The organism is Celeribacter sp. (genome assembly GCF_048261515.1).
Classification (GTDB): Bacteria; Pseudomonadota; Alphaproteobacteria; order Rhodobacterales; family Rhodobacteraceae; genus Celeribacter.
Map to the genome: position 1 here is coordinate 724,862 of NZ_JBLXFZ010000001.1, position 19,153 is coordinate 744,014.

Here is a 19,153-nt window from a genome sequence, read left to right on the forward strand (position 1 = left end):
TTCGATGCCGACGTTGCGCGACACCAATTCGATGCCTTCTGGTCGAAAGTTGCCCATGGCGCGTTTCATATTCAGAAGGTGGTTTTATAAGTAAACTTGACTTCTAAATCGAGTCAAGGTGAAGTCTCTGTGAAAAGCGGCCAATTCTGGTGACTGCCCACATGAAAAGGGATGAAATGCCATGTTATTTGACACCCACTTGCACCTCATTGACCGCACGCGCCTGTCCTACCCGTGGCTGTCGGAGGCTAAGGCGCTCGATCGCGACTGGACCTATGAGGAATATGCGCAGGCCGCGCGACGTGTGGGAATCACCGACACGTTGCATATGGAAGTGGATGTGGCCGAGGAGGATATCGACGCCGAGTGCGACATGGTCGCCGAACTCATGGCGCGCGAAGACACATTGATGCGCGGCGCCATCGCCTCGACCCGCCCCGAAAGTGACAGCTGCGCCGCGATGCTGGAGCGCCTTGATCGCAACGTCGTTAAAGGCATTCGCCGCGTAATCCATGTCATGCCCGACGATCTGTCCCAAACGCCGCTCTTTCGCGAAAACGTGCGTCGGATCGGGGAGGCGAACCTGCCCTTCGACATCTGTGCCGACGCGCGACAGTTGGGCATTGCGGCGGAACTGGTCGACGCCTGTGAAAACACGCAATTCGTGCTCGACCATTGCGGCGTGCCCGACATTGCGGGAGAGGCATATGCCCCTTGGGCTGCTGCAATGGCCGAGATCGCCAAACGCCCCAACATTGTGGCCAAGATATCGGGCATCACCGCCTATTCCGCGCCCGATTGGACTCTCGACACGCTGCGCCCTTACGTCGAACACGTGATCGCATGTTTCGGGTGGGACCGTGTGGTGTGGGGATCTGACAGCCCCGTCTGCACGCTCAACTCCAACCTCGACCAATGGGTGGCGGCCACCCTCGCCCTGACGCAAGGCGCATCAGAAACGGAACGCGAGAAGTTCTTCAGCGCCAACGCCAAACGCATCTGGAACATCGAAGCGGGTTAACCGCGCAGCACCCGCCAGAATGCAGCTGGCGCGTCCGAAGAAATCGGGCTGATGGTTTGTGGCTTTATAGCTATTGCCCGCCTTGCGGTTGGCGAAACGGTGCGCCGTGGCTGTTACAACCGCAAACCCACGACAGCGCAAACGGTGTCCAATCGCCGCAGGTGGCCGAATGGCCCTGTGACAGGGCCTTTTGCGCTTGTCATTTTGACCAGAAATTAGTCAAATGCTCAATCTCCGAACGGCCTGTCCTAAGCTATCCCGTAATAGAGATTATTTGTTTAAGAAGAAGTAAATTATGCAGCGGAAGTATCTTGCCCGAAACCTACGCACGCTCCTTGCCCGCTACGGGACTTTAACGGACGGCGCACTTCACCTCGGCATAAACCGCCAGCAGCTTAACAAATACCTTAATGGCAGCAGCTATCCGTCAGCACGCACCTTGGACCGCATAGCCTCTACTCTAGGCGTTTCAATCGATCTGCTTTTGTCAGATCCCGACACGATTGCACATCTCCTTGAGAGCCAGCAGGCCAAGCCGTCGCCGACGCAACACGCAATCGAAACATCGTTCAAAATGGCCGCCGAGCGCGCCCTGCGCGAGAAAGACACGCTGGCCGCCTCCTGCGGCGACTATCTGCTCATGCATCGCTCGGCACTTTCCGAAAACCACATCCACGAGAGCCTTTTGCGCATTTATCAGAAAGATGGGCAAACCCTCTCCAAAACCCTGATTTCCCTTCGGGTGGGCGGGCAGCCCACGCACGGCATAAAAACCTATTCGCATGAATCTCTGGTCTTTCTGAACTCTGGCCTATTGCACCTGTTTCGGATGACCCACTTGAGCGGCGGCGAGACGGATCTCGGTCTCATGATCATTCAAAGACCGCGCTTCCCAAGCACAAGCGTCATGTATGGCCACGCCCTCACCTCCAGCGTCATCCTCCCTGGCAGGGTCATGCCCTCCCCGATAATGATGCGCAAAATCGCTGGGAATGTCCTGGACCTGTATCGGCAACATTGTGGGGCGTGGAGCCTCGACGATCCCCATATTGATGATGCAACGCGGGAGTTTTTCAAAACGGGAAAACAAACCGGATAGCGCGGCAAATCGTGTTTCAGACGAAAAAAGAGGGGGCGCGAGCCCCCTCTTTTACATGCCAACTCATTTGACGTCTTAGAACTTGGCAATGAGGTTCAGGAACACTCCCGAGCTTTCGTAGTTGAGGTCGGTCATGTCCTCGGAGACCTGCCCCCACTCGTAGCCGATCCCGACTTTGGCGTTGTTGCCGATGTGGCGGTAGATGCCCAAGAGCGCGCCCGTGTCGTAGGTTTCGCTTTCCTCGGTGTACATAAGCCGCCCTTCGGCCATCGCGTCCCAGTTGTGGACCACGTGCCAGTCGAGCCGCACGATCCCCAGATGGGCGGTCGAGCCGTTGAAGTCCTCCGTGCCGCGCGGGGCGATCTCGGATTTGCGGTAACCGTATTTACCGCCAAGCGTGAAGTGCTCGTTGAGGTCGTAGTCCACATCGACAGACAGGACGTGGCTCTTCTGTGCATCCCCATCGGTATCACCATCGGCCGTGACCTGATCCGCGCCGGGAAGGTCGTAGAGATAAGTGTATTTGAACAGGACGTTCAGCCGCTCGTTGTCGATGGGTCGGAACCCGTAGCCGAGGCTTGCCTCGACATACTCGCCATCACGGAAGCTGTCGGTGTCATTGTCGGAGATCAGCGCGTCAATGTTCCCCATCCAACGGGCGTTCTCGCTCGGACGGTATTCAAACCCGCCCGCAAAGGCCCATGTGTCGGCATCCTGCGTCAGACCCGCACCGCTTTCCGTGCGGTATTCCAAACGCGCCCGCGCGCGCAGCCCCTCGTCGCCCGTATAGGCGGCTCCGAAGGAAAAGGCGTCCCGGTCAATATCGCCATTGATCTCGTCGCGCACGGTGCCGCTCTCGATCCCGCCGCTAAAGGCCCAGCGAGCATTCGGCGTATAGGTGATCCCGTAGGCCTGCGTATTCGATCGACGCTCCCCGAAGAAATCCATCGAGGTTTCGGCGTAGCTGGAGAAGGCCTGCGAATAGCGTGCCCGCCCGCCGATGACCACCTTGCCACGATCCTCACCGACAAGCTCATAGCCGCCGTTGGTACGTGTCGGGTCGAGAGTGTAGCCCAGATAGACCTCGTTGTCCGCCGTGGGCGAATAAGCCAGAGATGCATTGGCCGCAAAGCCGGACGTGCCGTCAGAGGCCTCACCCGAGACCGTGACTTTCTCGCTCAATCGCACAGAGGCACCGAGACCGAAACGGTCCTCGCGCTCCAACCCGCCTGTGCGGTCCAGCGTGCTTTGACCGAAGGCCCAGACCTTCGTGTCGTCATTCAACGCATAGGTCAGACGCGCGGCCACATCGGTGCGCGTACCTGTCTCAGAGGGATCGCCAACCGTCACCTTGTCGAGATAGCCAAGCGCGGCCTCAACCGTCAGGGCGTCGGAGATGTCATAGGCTAGGCTGACTTCACCTTCGGTCTCGCGCGTCCCGCCGTCCTTGCGGAAGTCTTCGGCACGAACACCAAAGGTCAGGGCTTCACTCGCCTCCACTTCGGCCCGCAGGCCGATCAGGGTTTGATCCTCGGTGATGTCCTCGTTGAGGGTCGAGAACCCCGCCTCCTTGCGTTCGTAGTAGAGCTCGGCAAAGCCTGCCGTGGACATGCCAAGGTCGGCAAAATCAATATGGCTATTGAGGCGATAGGCCAGCGCGCGGTCGGTGCCCGCAACACCCGTATCGGTGATCGTCAGACCACCATCCGAGGACAGGCTGCGGCTGAAGCCCGGACCGTCTGTGCCAGCCACCTCGGCCTCGATGAAGCTCGCCTCACCGAATTTGAAATAGGCGTCAGCTGCGGCCATCTTCTGATCGGCCACGCCCGTGGTTTCTTTCATCGCGGTGAAGCCGAGACGCAGGTCATTCGTCGCCCATGCCTCGACACGTCCCCCGTAGGAGAAGCCATCCACGTCATCCGTGCTCGGCGTGTATTCGTATTGCGCGACGAGGTTGACGTCGTAGGAACCAACACCCGCGCCGACCAAACCACCATCGGACGCCGAGGAGTTGAGCGGGCGCGTCAGGGTGATGACGCCTTGCAGATAGTCGATCTCGTAATCCACGCCCGCGACGAGGCTTTGTGTCGAGACCACGCGGCCCGTGTCGGGGTCAATGACCTGCACCTTGATCGTCTCGGAGCCGCCATTGATGTCCTGACGCGTCAGGAAGTAGACCGAACCGCCCGTCCCGCGCAGGATGTCGCGCTGCGGCAGCGTGTCGGGCTGCGCCGCATAGACCAAGCCGCGCACACGCGCCTCGCCATCCTCGGTGCGTGCCGCAGTCGCGCTGCGCAGTTCCGCGCCGTAGAGCGTGCGCGTGTTGGACAGCAGTTCCCCGCTGGCCACATCGGCCTTGAAGTCACCCCATGTGAAGCGCGTGTCGTCCTTCTCCACGCGCAGATAGACGCGCCCCGAGGTCGGCGTGTCGTCATAGCTCGTCGAGTCATCACCGTAGGTCGGGTAGAGATCCTCGGGGTCCATACGCTCGATCACCGAACGCGGGTCTTTCTCGTCGAGGCGTTTGAAGATGTCCTCCAGATCGCCCTCGCCCGTGTCGAGCGACGAGGTGACGGACCATCCGTTCTTGGTGATCCCCGTTGCATAATAGGCCAGACGCCCGTCCGCATAGTTGCGTTCGTAGTCAGGATCGGCCTCGGCTTCGGTATCCTTGATCCGGTGGCCGAGCGTGAGGTCCGCAATCGCGACGTAGTGCCAGTCGCTTGCAGGGATTTCGAGCCTGCGAGCGATGTGTTTCGGTTGCCCGTAGCGGTTGAATTCCACATCCACCGTGCGGTCGCCCGCGGGCACGATACGGCTCACGAGGAACTCGCCCGAAGGTGTCACAGGAACCTCCTCGCCCATCACGCGCACAGGCGCATTCGCATCGGCACGGCCAGAGACCGTCACCATGCCACCCGCCACGGGAATGGCGCGTTGACGGGTGCGGTCCTCACCCTCCCCCGCGGCCACGAGCGGCGCGGAGGTGGTCTCATGGGTATCAAAGACCTTCTGCGTGCGCGTCAGGTCGAGCGGCCATGTCTCGTCATAGCGGCCCTTCGCATCATAAACGCGCAGAACATAGACCATCTCCTCGGGCGCATCGGCGGGCATGGTCCAGCTCGCAACACCATTGGGAGACACGGGCAGAGTGGCCACAGTGCGCGGCGCACGTCCTGTCGTGTCAATCACCCGCACCTCGGCGCGGGAGATATAGGCAGGGTAGTTCGTCGAAGCGCGGAAACGCACCGTATCCCCCGCACGGTAGGACGCACGCAAATCCGCCGTCGAGACGTTGAGCAACCGCTTGGGCATCAACCCGTCGAAGCGAATGTCGATATCGGACGCATCAGCGGCAATATCGGCGGGGCGGCGTGTGTCGGGCGGCGGCATGGCGCCCGCAACAGGCGTCTCGTCGATCGAGATCGAAAAACCCTGCGCCTCGAAATCCGAACCCATGGCCTCTTTAACCATCTCGGTGTTCTCGCCCACGGGCATGGTCACAACCACATCCGCGTTCGACCTCTGGCAATCTTCGGGCTGCGGCGCCATCGCCTCGGCGCAATAGGTCTCGGCCTGCGCCTCAAAGGCCCAAAGGACCGCCCCCATTGCCAACACCGATCCACCGCTCAGAACGCGCGCCAAGGGATTGTGTTTCATGTTCATTCCTAGCGTTCTCATTGCTCCACCCTCACGATGGTTTTCTCGATGGTCAGTTTCACGCGACTGGGTTCTTTCCAGAGGTCGCGCAACTCTCGCTCAACCTCCCGCATGGATTTCTGCGCCAGTCGTTTGTCCTCACTCCCCGCGTCATCCGGCAGGTGGTAGATGATCCGCAGATGCACAGGCTCGCCTGCGATCTGATCAACCAGACCTTCGAGCGCACCAGCCAGTTCAGCTGACAAGTCAAGACCGGATCGGGCCTGCACAAACCCCTGCGCATTGACATCAACACGCACCACACGGGTCAGCGCCGCACCGAAGTTCATCTCGGTCATCTTGCCTGGGGTCAGGCGGACAACGCGCGGGTTTTCCGTCGTCAGGCGGTAGCCCGTGGGCAGCGAGCGCGTGTCGAGTTTCAAGATGAAGTTCGACCCGCGATCCTGCGGCAGCATCGCACAGGGGACGTGGTAACGGCCGTATTCATCCGTCGTGATGACCGTGCCATCCACACCCGTCAGGCGCACCGCGGGAATGCCGTTCTCGACAATATCGCGCTCCACATCGGCGGCGACATCGCCCTTGCCGCTGTATTTCCCGCTAAACATCGCGTCGTCATCAATGATCGGGCTGAACGGCGCATTCTGGTAGCCGTCACGGTTCAGGTCGTTGAACACCTTCCCGTAAACATCACCACAATCAAACACAGGCTCAGGTATGATCGTCACCGTCGCAGTCGCCTCGGGTGAGAGCGGCTCGCGAGTTGTCGAATCCCGCAACCTTACGCGGTTCACATGGTCGCCCGCATCCGCACTGGTCAGCACTCGAGCCTCAAGCGTTGCCTCGATGGTGGTGAGCGGCGGCACGCGAACGGTGCCCCATGTCACAACCTTGCCCTGCACATCCACGTCGAAGGGTTCGCCATCCCAAGTGGCCGTGCCCTCGACATAAACGAAGTCGGCAGGCAACACATCCATGAGGTCCATCGTTCCGCCCGTGCGCGGGTTCTCGTTGGTGACGGTGATCGTGTAGGGCACGGTCGAGCCTCGCTCCACCACACCACGCGGCGTGGTTTTGGTCAGGACCAGCCCGCTATCGTAGAGCAGCGGCTCCAGCGGATAGACCGTCGGGTCGTCTTCGGAGTTACCGTCCGTATCGTCGCCATCGTCGGAGACATCACTCACCTCCACAGGCGGATCGGTGAACTCGGGCGGGTACTCGGGCATTGCGGTTGCCTTAACCTGGTTCGACAGGCCCCCCGCATCCACCGCGCCAATCGTCAGCTCGAAGGTTGCCGTATAGGTCGCGGTCTCTCCCATGAGCAACGTGCCTTCGGAAGACCCTTGATCGGCTGACACAAACGTCGGACCGCTGTCGAGCGCGAGCACCTCGCCCGTGTCGAGCGTCAGGAAGGTATCGTCCAACACCACGTCGTTCACAGTGGTATTGCCGAGGTTCTCGACCGTGATGGTGTAGGTCATCAGGTCGCCCACCCCGTCGACGCCATCGCCGTTATCGGTCAGCTCCTGCGTCTTGACCGCCTCAATCGCGCTGATGGGACGCTGGATCACCGTTTCCGTCGCCTGATCGCAGACCAACGGATTATCCTTGCGGCAGATCTTGTAGGTCACCTCATAGGTGCCTGCGGGGTTGCCCTCGGAAAGGGTGATCAGCCCCGTCGTGGGATCAAGCGTGAGTTCGGGGTCGGTATCTTCCACCGAGATCGTCACGTTGTCCACCGTTGCGGGTTCCGTGCCGAGAAGGTCGGACGCCAGCATGGAGGTCGTCGTGCCCCCGTCCGTATCAAACACGAAGGGTGGTTCAGGGATCGCCTGAATGAAGACGGTATCCGCCTCCGCCGTATCGTCATCGGACACGGTCAGCGGGTCGCCAAACTCATCGGTGCCATATGTCCCCGTCGCCGTCGCCGTATTCACCACGGTGCCATTGTCGATATCGGTCTGCGTGATCGCGTAAAACCCTTTCTCCGTGAAGGTATATTCACCGCCAGGTGCCAGAGATGCGATGATTTCGCTGATTTGACCGGACCCAAGCAGCGGATCGTAAATCTTCACTTCCTTCAGCGTCACGTTGCCCGTGTTGGTGACCGTAAACGTGTATACCAACTCCTCGTCCACCTGACCGATGGTTTGGGTCAGACCGGAGTTGTCCACAGTTTTGACCAGTTGGATAGACGGCGCCTGACCAATCGGCACGACGGTTGGATCGTCGGGGTTGCCATCGTGGTTCGGGTCCTCATCTGCGGGATCCGTCGGGTCGTCCGACACGTCCGTCACGTCATTGTCGTCAGGGTCGCTGGCCGTCACAATCGCGGAGTTCTCGACTTTCCCCTTGTCCAGATCGGCTTGGGTCAGCTCATAAGTCGCCTTGAACGTCGTGCTGTCACTCTCACCAGGTGCGAGCGAGAGAATCGGATCACCGTCGAGGTCAATCCCCTCCAAAGCATCCGAAATCGTCACATTGGTCAGCGTCACGTTGCCCGTATTGGTCACGGTGAAGCTGTAGGAGATTTCCTGCTCCTTGACAGCGGGATCGCTCACGTTACTCGCATCGGCCTCTTTGATCAGGTCGATCGAAGGCTCGCGCGTCACTGGCGTCACGACCGTATCTTCGTCCTCCACGTCCACACCAAAGGGATCAGTGCCCACAACTTTCGCCGTGTTGGTCAGAGACCCGCGGTTGATATCCGCCTGTTTGAGCTCATAGGTTGCCCAATAGGTCGTGCTATCCGTCTCACCAGGTGCCAGCGAGGTAATCGTCCCGCCATTTAGGTCGAGGTCCGTCATCGGGTCCGTCAACGTCACAGCGGTCAGCGTAGTCGGCCCCGTGTTGGTGATCTCGTAGTGATAGGTGATCGTATCCCTTTCGGCGGGCGGGTTGCTGAAGTCGGTCGTATCGGCGGTTTTCACCAAGGTGATCGAGGGCGCGTCGCCTGCCGTCACAGGCGTCGGCTCGTCTTCGTCAGCATCATCTGCGGTACCGTTGCCGTTCGGGTCAGGATCGGTGCCATTGTCAGAAAGGTCATCTGGCGTCTGCCCCGTCAGCAAGCCAGTCCCTGTCACCAGCGCTTGGTTCTTAAACTCCTGACCCGAAACGGTCGGACGCACGCGCAGTTCCACGGACAGATCACAACTATCACCTGCCGTGAGGGTCACGCCACTTGCCAGAACCTGATGATCTGTATCGCCATTGAAGCCACTAATCGCGCCGCCACAGGAGCCGCCTGAGACGGACAGCACCGTGTATTGACCTGCCGACATCGGATCGGTCGCGGGAGTGGTGAGGGAGACATGAGTGCCAAAGAGTGGCAAAGTCCCTGCGAGCGCATCCGTTACTGCGATATTCTCAAGTGTTTCAAGGCTGAAGTTCTCAACAACAAAGCCGAATGTGACCGTGAACGAGCCATCGGCGGCTGTCGTTGGCCCCTTGGTCACGCTCTTGGCGATCCCGATCCGCGCTTGCGGGACGAGGCCGAAATCATATTCCGTCACGTCGGTGTTGCTCGGAAGTTCAACTGCGGAAATCACAGTTTCTAAATCGTCGTTGCCACCTGCGGAGCCAGCGTCACTTCCGCCATCGTTAAGATAGGCTTCACTGACCGTCCCGCGCGTCACGGTATATGTCCCGCGCGGCAGGTTCGGAACGGTATAGTTCCCGTTCGCGTCGGTGGTCGCCGTGGCGGTGATGGGCGTGCCGTCAAAGGCCGTGCCGCTCACCGTCACCGTCACGTTTTTAATCCCCGTATCCTCCGCGTCAATGACAACGTCATTATTGAAATCGCGGAAGACGGTGCCCGAGATCGAGGAGGAGACAACGTCAACGTCACCTTTGTTTGTGTTGTTGTTCGGATTAACATCGAGCGACGAGGTTGTGATTTCCGCCTCGTTAGTAAATTCCTGCGGATTCTCCAAAACTGCGATGACTTTTACGGGCACCGTAATGGTCGCCTCGCCGCCGCTGTCGAAGGTGCCCAGCTCACAAGTGAAGCTGATCTCCCCCTCCACGCCGCTACACGTTGCCGATGATGTGGCGCTACTTGTCACAGAGGGCGTCCCCGTCAGAACCATACCCGACGGCAGGCTGTCGGTGACTTCAACGTCATCCGCCTCGCGCAGCCCCGAGCCGGTGTTGTTGTTGCGCACGGTGATTACGAAGTTGAAGCCTTCGCGCAGGTCAATCTCGTCAATCGCGGTTCCTGAGGTGCTCGTTGCGACTTTACTGACAACTTCCACGTCTGCACGGGTGCGAACGGTGGTTTTTTCTTCCACACGGTTGTTTCCGGGCAACGGATCATATCCCGCCGTAATGCCTGGCGAGGACAACTCCGCCGTGTTGGTCGTCGTGCCTTTGTCTTCACCACGCGCAATGATCGTGACAGTGCGTTCACCCCCCGCCTCGATGCGATCAAAGGTGCATTCAAGCGTCCCCCCCGTCGAACCGACCGCAGGCACGGTCCCACAGGTTGCACCCATCGCCGTATGAGACTGATAGGACAGAAACGAAGGCGGCATGAGGTCGGAGACGGTCACAGCCTCCGCTGCTGACGGACCGTTGTTCTGGATTGTCACCGTGTAGGTCACATCCTGATCCGTCGCCACGGGGTCAATATCGTCTATTTTATTGACCTGAAGGTCATAGACAGGCGCAACGACGGGCGTAGAAACACTCGCTTCGTTGTTGCCTGAATCCGTTTCGGGCGTGCTTGTCGACACCGTGGCGTTGTTTACGATGTCGCCGCCGACGAACGTTTCGGTCGGTTGCACAACAATCGTCACCGTCCTCTGACCGCCGCTTGCGACCGAGCCAAGGTTACAGGTGACTTGGTTGTTGCCTGCTGCCGTGATGGTTCCTACGGTTGGCGTGGTCGAACAACTGCCATTCTGCGGGGTCGCAGACACGAACAGCAAACCGTCGGGCAGCGTATCGGTAATCGTGACATTCTCCGCCGTACTCAGGGCAACGGGAGAAGGATTTTTAGCAGCAACGGTATAAGTCAAATTCTGCCCCGCGATAGCCGTGGAAGGCGTCGCAGTTTTCGTCACGGTCACATCCGTGCGCGCCACGATTTCGAAGTCCACAGTGTCGCTGTTGTTTTTCAGATTAGGATCGGCCACGGAGGTCGAGATAACTTGAGCCGTGTTGCTCCGGTCTCCCGCATCCCCACCAGGACGCACTTGTACCTCGATCTCGGGACAGCTTCCTGCCGAACAAACTGGCAAGGTGTCAAACACACAGCTCAAAGCAATTGAGCGGCCCCCCGATGGCGAGGTGGAACAGGTCGCACCCGCAAGGGCCGTAACGCTGACAAGACCCGCACCAGTTGGACCCTCCAAGTTGTTAATCAGGCTTACCAGCGAATCCGTCACTTCCACATCAGCCGAAGCCTGCGGCCCTTCGTTCACCACTTCGATGGTGTAGGTCTGGGTATCGCCCGCGTTCAGCGACGGGAGAGCGGCCGTCTTGATCAAGGTCAAATCGGCTGACGCGGTGTCAAAGCTACTATCCACCTCATAACTCGCGGTGTTGCCCTCACCCGCACCAGGGTATTCAGGCGACGAGACACTTGCGTTGTTTACCAAGCGACCCGATTGGGTTGCCTCGACAGTGATCTCCGCAAACGGCGTGTAGTCACTAGCCTCAAGCGGCCCTGACGTCCCCGCCTCATAGGTCCGTTCGCAGACCACATCCACAGGTCCATCCGCAGGCGTCGCAAGCGGAGAAGTTGCGGGTGGCGTGGCAGCAGGCGCGGCATAGGGCGCGCAGTCCCAGCCCGTCCCTGAGTAGCTCGTGAAACGCATCCCCGCGGGCAGGGAATCCGTCATGTAGATCGTGCCGTAAAAATCGGCATTCCCAGTGTTTTGGGTGCGCAGATTGAAATTATACGCGTTGCCGACCACAACCAGCGCCGGATCGGGACCGGTTTTCGTAACAGCCAGATCGACGGACGGAACCTCGATCGTGCGCGTGCCATCGGAATCCTCGTTGTTGTACGGATTCGGGTCGTCGGTGATCGAGAAAATTTCCGCAGTGTTTTCCGCGTCGCCATCACCCACAACCGTCGTGTGGATCAAAATCTCACCAAGCGAAACGCCCGAACCTGCGTTCAGCCCCGTGGACTCGCGCTCACAACTCACAACCTGCTCGTCAACGTCACAGTCCCATCCGCCGCTCTGCACTTCCACCTGATCAATCTCGTACTGCGCGGGAACGGTATCCGTAATCTCCAGACCGTAAGGCACCCCGCCCGTGTAGATTGGCGCGAGGGTAAAGATGACTTCGCTATCAACAAGTGTGGGATCGGGCGCATTGCTGGTTTTAGAAATGGCAACATCGCTACCATCCGCAATCGTGGTGCCGAATGTGTCCGTGTTGTCATCGGTCATCGGATCGCGCGGCGATGTCGGGTCGGAATCGCTTCCGACACTCGCGGTCGCCACCACGCTCAGGTCGGACCCGCCACCCGCAATCGTGATCTGCCCTATCACATCAAAGGAGAAGTCGTCGCCATTGGCGATATCGCTCGGGATCGTACAGAGATAGCCACCACCACTCGCGCTACAGTAGTTCGGAACATTGGTTATATCGAGACCGCTGATAGCGGGAATCTCCACGACCACATCTTCCGCGTCATCGGGACCACTGTTTACGAGCGTGTAGGTATAGGTGACGACTTCACCAGACACCGCATTCGCCGGACCCGTGATCGTCAGTTCAACATCGGCACCGTTCAGAATGGTCGTCGTCTCGAAAAAACTGTTGTTGGTATCGTCGTCATCTGCGGGAAGGCTGAACCCCATATCAATCGTGCCTGACGTCGAGGTTTTGACGACAGCCTCCAGCGAAAAATTCGCCCCCTCGGCAAGCGCGGGAATATCGCAGGTCAGCGATCCGGCCCCCGCAACAGGGAAGGCCGCGCTACAAGTCGCGTTGGTCACATCGGTGAGTTCCGTACCCGCAGGAATGTCCAGAGTAAGCTGCGTCGCCGTCGACGCTCCCGCCCCTGTGTCGTTATTCTCCACAGTGACGTTGTAGGTGACACTCCCTCCCGCAGGCGTCGGATCCGAACCGGAGTCGTTGACGTTCAACACCAAGTCGTAGGCAAGTGCCTGCGACGCAGCGACGACCGTTGTAACCAGAAGAGACAACATCACGAAAGCCACAGCTCTCACGCTTGCTGCCACCCAACCCCTTAGTGTCGCTGGAGTAACTGCGTTGCAGTGGGAACCTTTGATGCGCTGCTGCGAAAACGTCATGTCTGCTCTCTCCGTTCATATGAGAACCGCCGACAACGACGGTCCGGATGAGGGCGGGAGAGACGGTTTGGCGCGCGTTTAGAGTGACCTGCGAATGATACCGTTCACACAATGGCATCGCGGAGACAGTCACCTGAAAGACCTACACGTATGCTTTTAGGCCGCATGATTGCGCCAAAAGCATCCAATGCGTCGGAACGCACCTTGTGTAACTCTGTCTGGGAAAACTTGGAAAAACCTAGTCGCCGAACACGTTATGCTCGGCCATGGAAAACGCGCATAAAGGCCTAAACTGATACGCCGCGTTCAAGATTTCCTATTTTCCTGCCTCAATGACATTGAGCATTCTAACCACCCATATGCCTCGCAAATCTCAACGTCGCACTGCACCTCACTCCATCAACCTCATATAGCAAAGCGGACGGCAGCTCATCACGAGCGGCCATCCTAATCACCGTATCAAGGTCCGTATATCTGAATGAAATTACGGGGAAATTCTCTACACAGCGCAAGTCGGGACGCTACATGGCGCTCATGTAACCCAATTAGCGAAACTCCTTCTCCAAACAGCGTCATTACCGTGTCTGGACGAGATGCAATGACAGTCGAGTGGACGGGACGCCATGCTTCATCGATGACCTGTGCACCGCCACCCTGTCCGGTCTGACCTCCACTCACCCCGCGTTTCGCAGGACCGTGTCGAATACTCCTTCGACAGGTATGCAATCGGTTTCGTCGGTTTCGGAGAAATAATCGTCCTTGCGGCAGACCACCGCCGTGAAACGTCCCACGGCACGGGACGCGCCGTCTTCGAGGGAGAGTGTATCGAAAACCACCTGCGCTTGGGTCGCGCTATGTTCGTTGTTGTAGAAGGCCGCGCTCATGCCATCGGGGAAATACGAAACTGTGGCCGTTGTTACGGTAGCGGAGGCGTCATTGCCCATCACCATAATGTCGAGGGACAAGACGTTGCTCATGATGCTTTCGGCTTTCGGGTCATGACCCTGAATGCTGATGGAGGTAATCGGGCCGAGCGACCGAAATTCCGCGGTCGCCGTGCCTTCGGCGGGCACATCGAGTGTCTCTCCTTCATAGGACGCATCGCCGATGCTGGCGATGATCGTGCCTACTGCGTTTTTTTCGATCTGCGCCAAAACAGATTGTGCCAGACAAAGCGCACATCCAACAATGCCGAAAACATGCCTTTTCATAGGGAACTCCTTTCGAGGATTGGTTGCGGGAGCGACGAGCCGTCATGCTCGACACGGAAGATGCGCAGCGGTGCGCCGGGGCGCGAGTATCCCGGAAAGCAACCTCTGTGAGAATGGAGCAAATGCTCTATTGAGGTCGCTTCCTCGCAAGGGCCTGCGCCAATTCGGCCTTGTTCGAAATCTCCAGCTTTTCGTAAATGCGTGTGATCTGATTGCGCACAGTGTATGGCGACGTTCCGAGAGCGCGGGCGACCTGCTTATAAGTCTGACCCGAAGCGAACATCTGGGCGACTTCGCGCTCACGTGCCGACAGGGCCGCCAGAGGCGCATGATGTTCCGACAAGTGGACTAGAAAGTTGGTGCCGAGCGGCAGCATCCCCATCTCCAGCGTTTTCCCAATCCACCGTTCGCCGTTCTTAAGTGCATCCATGATGAGGGCGGGGAGCTGAACGGGTTGTTTGCCCCATTCACGTTCGGCAAGATCACGAAACGGCCCTTGGACCGTCAATATCCAGCCACCGCCATCAACAAGCACGACAGCATCATGCTCCCTGACTGCCCGCCCCGCCCATAACTCACGGTTCATGCGCAGGGCTTGTGAAAGATGCGGCATGAGCATCTGCTTCAGGGTGCGCTCGGCATCCGAAAACACCAACGGCCTTCCCTCCGCACAGAGCCCCACGAAACTCACATAGCCATACGTCTTTTCTCCGACGATGGTCGCCATCATGTGCGAGGCGTTGAAGCGTCGCCAATGCTCGTTAAAGGCCAGTCCCTCACGATAATCGGGCACATCGTCAAAGCGGGCGGTTGACCCCAAGCGATTGAGGGTCAGGTCACAGAAGTCATCCTGTTGGGCAACAGCTTCCCAGTCCTCTAGAATTGCTTCGCTCTGATTGAGAACTGTCAGGTCCGACACAAGGCGGCTGTCCGCCCGACCACCGCCCCACACACCGAAGTCAAAGGGTATCAGGCGCTGCAGATTGCCAAGCACCCGCAAACGAAGTTCGTCGGGCTCACACTCCAAAGCATCATGGTAGAGCTCCAACAGAAAATCACTAATCTCAGATGCGCGCCCAATCCCCTCCATTGTGACAAGTCACCCCAGTAACAAAACAATCCTCTTTCACCCCCACCATCCGCCAACAAAGTTCGCCGCACACAAAAGGCGTCTTCGCAACGGGGACATGGCTCAACAACCAGTTGAGTTTGGGCAAGGCCGGCTGTCAAGGTGCGCGAACATCATCATAAAAGAAGGTGCAGAGCTTTTCCTGCATTCCACGCAGGCTACCGAACACCCGTTTTCGGGAGCGGCTGACCGAGCGATTTGGGCGCACCACTTTTGGAGGCAAACCCCGCAAGCACCACCAATGTCAGCGCATAGGGCAAAACGATGAGCGCCTGTAGCGGCACACCCGTTGGCATCAGTTGCGCGCGCAGCTGCAGGGCTTCGGCAGCTCCAAACACCAGCGATGCGGCAACAATCCCGAACGGGTGGCGGCGTCCGAGGATTAGGATCGCCAGTGCGATATACCCTCGCCCCGCCGTCATATTGTCGAGAAACAGCCCCGTGGCACTCATCGACAGGAACGCCCCGCCGAGCCCAGCGAGAATACCGCTGACGATCACGGCGAGGTAGCGCGTGCGGATGGCGTAGAGGCCGAGCGTGGTTGCCGCCACAGGATTTTCGCCAACCGCCGACACGGCAAGTCCGATGGTCGAACGGCACAGCACCACCCATGACACCACCACGAGGCCAAGCGCCGCATAGGTCAGAATGTCATGACTGAAAAGCATCGGCCCCAATACAGGGATCGTGGCCAGCGGCCCGAAATCGAGCGCGGCGAAGGGCGTGATCCGTGGGGTCTCTGCGCCTGCCCGAAAGGCAAGTCGGAAGAGGAAAGCCGTGGCTCCCGCGACAAGCAGGTTGATTGCGATTCCGACCACCACCTGATTGGCGCGAAGGCTAATCGCAAACACGCCGAGCAACAGCCCCACGAGCCCCCCAACGATCATCGCAGCGAGTAGCCCGAAGATCAGAAGATCAGTTTGGAAGGTGATCATGAAACCAGCAAAACACCCCGCCAGCATCATCCCTTCAAGCCCCACATTGAGCACGCCAGAACGTTCGGCAAAGACACCGCCAAGCGCGGCCAGAAGGATCGGAATACTGAGCCGCACACTGGCAGACAGAAAGCCCGCAAATACCGGATCGGACAGAAAGGCCATCATGGTTGCGGCTCCTTTGTCATACGTCTGCGCAACAGGCGGGTAAGCGGCGCGAGGAGTGCCCCCTGCGCGATCAAGAACAACACGACCAATGCCTGTATCATCGCGATCAGCGCTCCTGGGACACCAAGTGCGCTTTCCATCGTGGACGACCCGATCTGAAGCGCGGCGAACAATGCGGCGGCCATCAAGACGCCAAGCGGACTGGTGCGCCCCAGCAGCGCCACGATGATCGCGGTATAGCCAAACCCTGGTGAGAGGTTCTCAATCATGCGCCTATGCACGCCCGCCACTTCGGAAAAGCCCGCAAGACCGGACAGCGCCCCGCACAGCACAAAGGCCAATACAGTGACCCCCGTCACATTGATCCCCGCCGCGCCAGCCGCCCGCGGGTTATGGCCGACCGCGCGAAGCTTAAACCCGCCCACCGACATCCACAGCCAGACCTGCGCCGCGAGAGTGGCCAGAATGACCAGCACGATCCCCGCGTGAAGCCGTGTCGTCGACACGAGGATCGGCAAGCGAAACTCCCGCGCCAACCGCTCGGTCTGCGCCAGTGGCGAGGCAGGTGCCTGCAACGGCCCGTGCAACAGGTAGCTCACAAAGTGGATGGCCACATAGTTGAGCATGATCGTGGTGATGAGTTCATCCGCCCCGAAGCGCAGCTTGAGCACGCACGCGATCAGGGACCACAAGGCCCCCGCAGCGAGTGCCGCAAGCATCATCGCGGGCATCACGATAGCGGGCGGTGCCCCCGCAAGCTGGACACCGATAAAGGCCGTTGCGACCCCGCCGATGAATATCTGTCCCTCGGCGCCCACATTGAACACGCCCGCGCGGAACGACAGGGCAATTCCGATCCCTGCTAGCGCCAGAGGCACGGTGCGGATCGCGGTTTCGGCCAGACCGTTCAGGCTACCTAGTGAGGCTTGGAACAACACCGCATAAGCCTGTATCGGGTTCACACCCATCGACAGGATCAATACAGCCCCCACGCCGAAAGCCAGCGCCAGAGCAACAACACCCGAAAGAGCGTTTTGCGCGACCAGACGGTCCTTGAGAAAGGCAAGCGCCTGCGCACCTGCGGTTGTTTCGTCGCTCATGTCGCGCGTCCCGCCATCATCAATCCAAGTTTGGCCACGTCGTAATCTGGCCCTGTCTGTTCACCGATGATCGTGCCGCGATACATCACAACGATACGGTCGCAATAGGCGACCAGCTCGTCCATTTCGGCAGAGATCAACATCACCGCCGCGCCCCTTGCCCGACTGTCGAGCAAACGCCCCTGAACAAAGGCCGTCGCTCCGAAGTCCAGCCCGCGCGAAGGTTGCACGGCAACGATCAGCTTGGGATCGCGCGTCAGCGCCCGCCCCATAACGAGTTTCTGCTGATTGCCGCCAGAGAGCGCACCGATGGGTTGGGTGATATCCCCTGGCCGCACATCGTATTCGCGCACGAGATCCCGCGCGAAAGCGGCGATGCGCCCGCGCCTACGCAGCCCCATTCGCGCAAACCTGCGCCAGCCCGCCATCTCGATAACCGCATTGTCAGCCACCGACATTTCCGACACCAGCGCGGTTCGGTGCCTGTCCTCCGGAACATGGGCAAGGCCGCGGTTGATCCGTGTCGCTGTGGAGGCATGTGTGACATCCTTTCCGTCGAATTCGATGTGCCCGTCGCTCAACCTGCGCAGCCCGACCACAACCTCCGCAAGCTCCGATTTCCCGTTCCCGTCGACGCCAGCCACGCCAAGGATTTCGGAGGCTTCGATATCAAGGTTGACCCCGTCAAGAAGGCGCAAACCCCGCCCGTCCGTCAAACCTGCATCGCGCAGGCGCAAGACGGTGCCTGTTTTCACGCGCGGTGCCGTGGTGCGCGACGGCTGGACGGTTTGTGTCCCGACCATCAACCGCGCGATTTCGTCCTCGGTGGTCTTGGCGGTGTCGAGACATCCTGCCACCTTCCCGCGCCGCAGAACCGTGATCCTGTCCGTCACCGCCATGACTTCGTGCAGCTTGTGACTGATGAAAATGATCGCCGTGCCTTGTGCCGCGAGCGAGCGCAGAACCGCGAACAACCGCTGGCTTTCCTGCGGCGAAAGCACCGCTGTCGGTTCGTCAAGGATAAGCACCTTTGCGCCACGGTAGAGCGCCTTGAGAATTTCGACCCGCTGCTGGCCCGCGACCGTCAGACTGTCCACGCGCGCCGTGGGGTTGACCTGAAGATCATGCTGGCGGCCTAGCGCGTCGATCTGTTGCGCAACCTCGTCAAGATCGGGAAAGAACACCCGCCGCCCCGCACGCGCACGCGGCAGGCCAAGCGAGATATTTTCCGCCACAGTCATGGTGTCGATCAGCATAAAATGCTGGTGGACCATTCCGATGCCGAGTTCTTGCGCACGTTGCGGGTCGCGGATCACAACCGCCTTGCCGTCGAGCCTTATGGTGCCCGCGTCAGGCTGGAGCAGGCCGCACAGCGCACGCATGAGGGTCGTCTTCCCCGCGCCGTTTTCGCCCAAGAGCGCGTGGATCTCGCCGTGTCGGACGTCGAGATCCACGCTTTGATTGGCCACCACCTTGTCGAACGCGATGGTCACGCCGGACATGCTGACCGATATGGCCGCCTGCGCGGAAGAGGATTTTGGCAAGTTGGTGGTCAT

9 protein-coding genes and 1 pseudogene are annotated in these 19,153 nt (G+C 59.4%); 3 read left to right on the forward strand and 7 right to left on the reverse strand.

All coding sequences use genetic code 11. The annotated features are described in order from the left end of the window. The first annotated feature begins 181 nt into the window (after window positions 1–181). The 3 genes and pseudogenes from ACN0SC_RS03610 (at window position 182) to ACN0SC_RS03620 (ending at window position 2,120) form a co-directional block, all read left to right on the forward strand. Window positions 182–1,021 carry an amidohydrolase family protein gene (locus ACN0SC_RS03610; protein WP_417248287.1) on the forward strand — a complete coding sequence of 280 codons (840 nt, stop codon included), beginning with the start codon at window positions 182–184 and terminating at the stop codon, window positions 1,019–1,021. Window positions 1,022–1,316: 295 nt separating this feature from the next. Beyond that, window positions 1,317–1,493 (forward strand): annotated as a pseudogene (locus tag ACN0SC_RS03615) (helix-turn-helix domain-containing protein); the annotation flags it as partial. 102 nt (window positions 1,494–1,595) lie between these two features. Continuing rightward, on the forward strand, window positions 1,596–2,120 hold the full coding sequence (locus tag ACN0SC_RS03620) for a hypothetical protein (protein ID WP_417248558.1): 525 nt from the start codon (window positions 1,596–1,598) through the stop codon (window positions 2,118–2,120). A 75-nt stretch (window positions 2,121–2,195) separates the two neighbouring features. On the opposite strand, the gene ACN0SC_RS03625 is transcribed toward ACN0SC_RS03620, so the two are convergent. From ACN0SC_RS03625 to ACN0SC_RS03655, 7 genes are all read right to left on the reverse strand, one after another. Next, window positions 2,196–5,780: a hypothetical protein gene (locus ACN0SC_RS03625; protein ID WP_417248288.1), complete on the reverse strand. Its 3,585-nt coding sequence runs from the start codon at window positions 5,778–5,780 to the stop codon at window positions 2,196–2,198. A 17-nt stretch (window positions 5,781–5,797) separates the two neighbouring features. Continuing rightward, window positions 5,798–12,949, reverse strand: coding sequence for an SdrD B-like domain-containing protein (locus ACN0SC_RS03630; RefSeq protein ID WP_417248289.1), 7,152 nt, complete (start codon window positions 12,947–12,949; stop codon window positions 5,798–5,800). A gap of 779 nt (window positions 12,950–13,728) precedes the next feature. Continuing rightward, window positions 13,729–14,265 (reverse strand): hypothetical protein, encoded by a 537-nt coding sequence (locus ACN0SC_RS03635; protein WP_417248290.1) that lies wholly within the window; start codon window positions 14,263–14,265, stop codon window positions 13,729–13,731. A gap of 127 nt (window positions 14,266–14,392) precedes the next feature. After that, a complete protein-coding gene (locus tag ACN0SC_RS03640) occupies window positions 14,393–15,313 on the reverse strand; it encodes a helix-turn-helix transcriptional regulator (RefSeq protein WP_417248291.1) in 921 nt (306 codons plus the stop codon). Between the two features lie 239 nt (window positions 15,314–15,552). Further along, entirely contained in the window at window positions 15,553–16,497 is a 945-nt protein-coding gene (locus ACN0SC_RS03645; protein ID WP_417248292.1) for an ABC transporter permease, read from the reverse strand. Further along, window positions 16,494–17,597, reverse strand: a complete 1,104-nt coding sequence (locus ACN0SC_RS03650) for an ABC transporter permease (RefSeq protein WP_417248293.1) — start codon at window positions 17,595–17,597, stop codon at window positions 16,494–16,496. The genes ACN0SC_RS03645 and ACN0SC_RS03650 overlap by 4 nt, the downstream gene beginning before the upstream one ends. After that, window positions 17,594–19,153, reverse strand: a complete 1,560-nt coding sequence (locus tag ACN0SC_RS03655; RefSeq protein WP_417248294.1) for an ABC transporter ATP-binding protein — start codon at window positions 19,151–19,153, stop codon at window positions 17,594–17,596. The genes ACN0SC_RS03650 and ACN0SC_RS03655 overlap by 4 nt, the downstream gene beginning before the upstream one ends.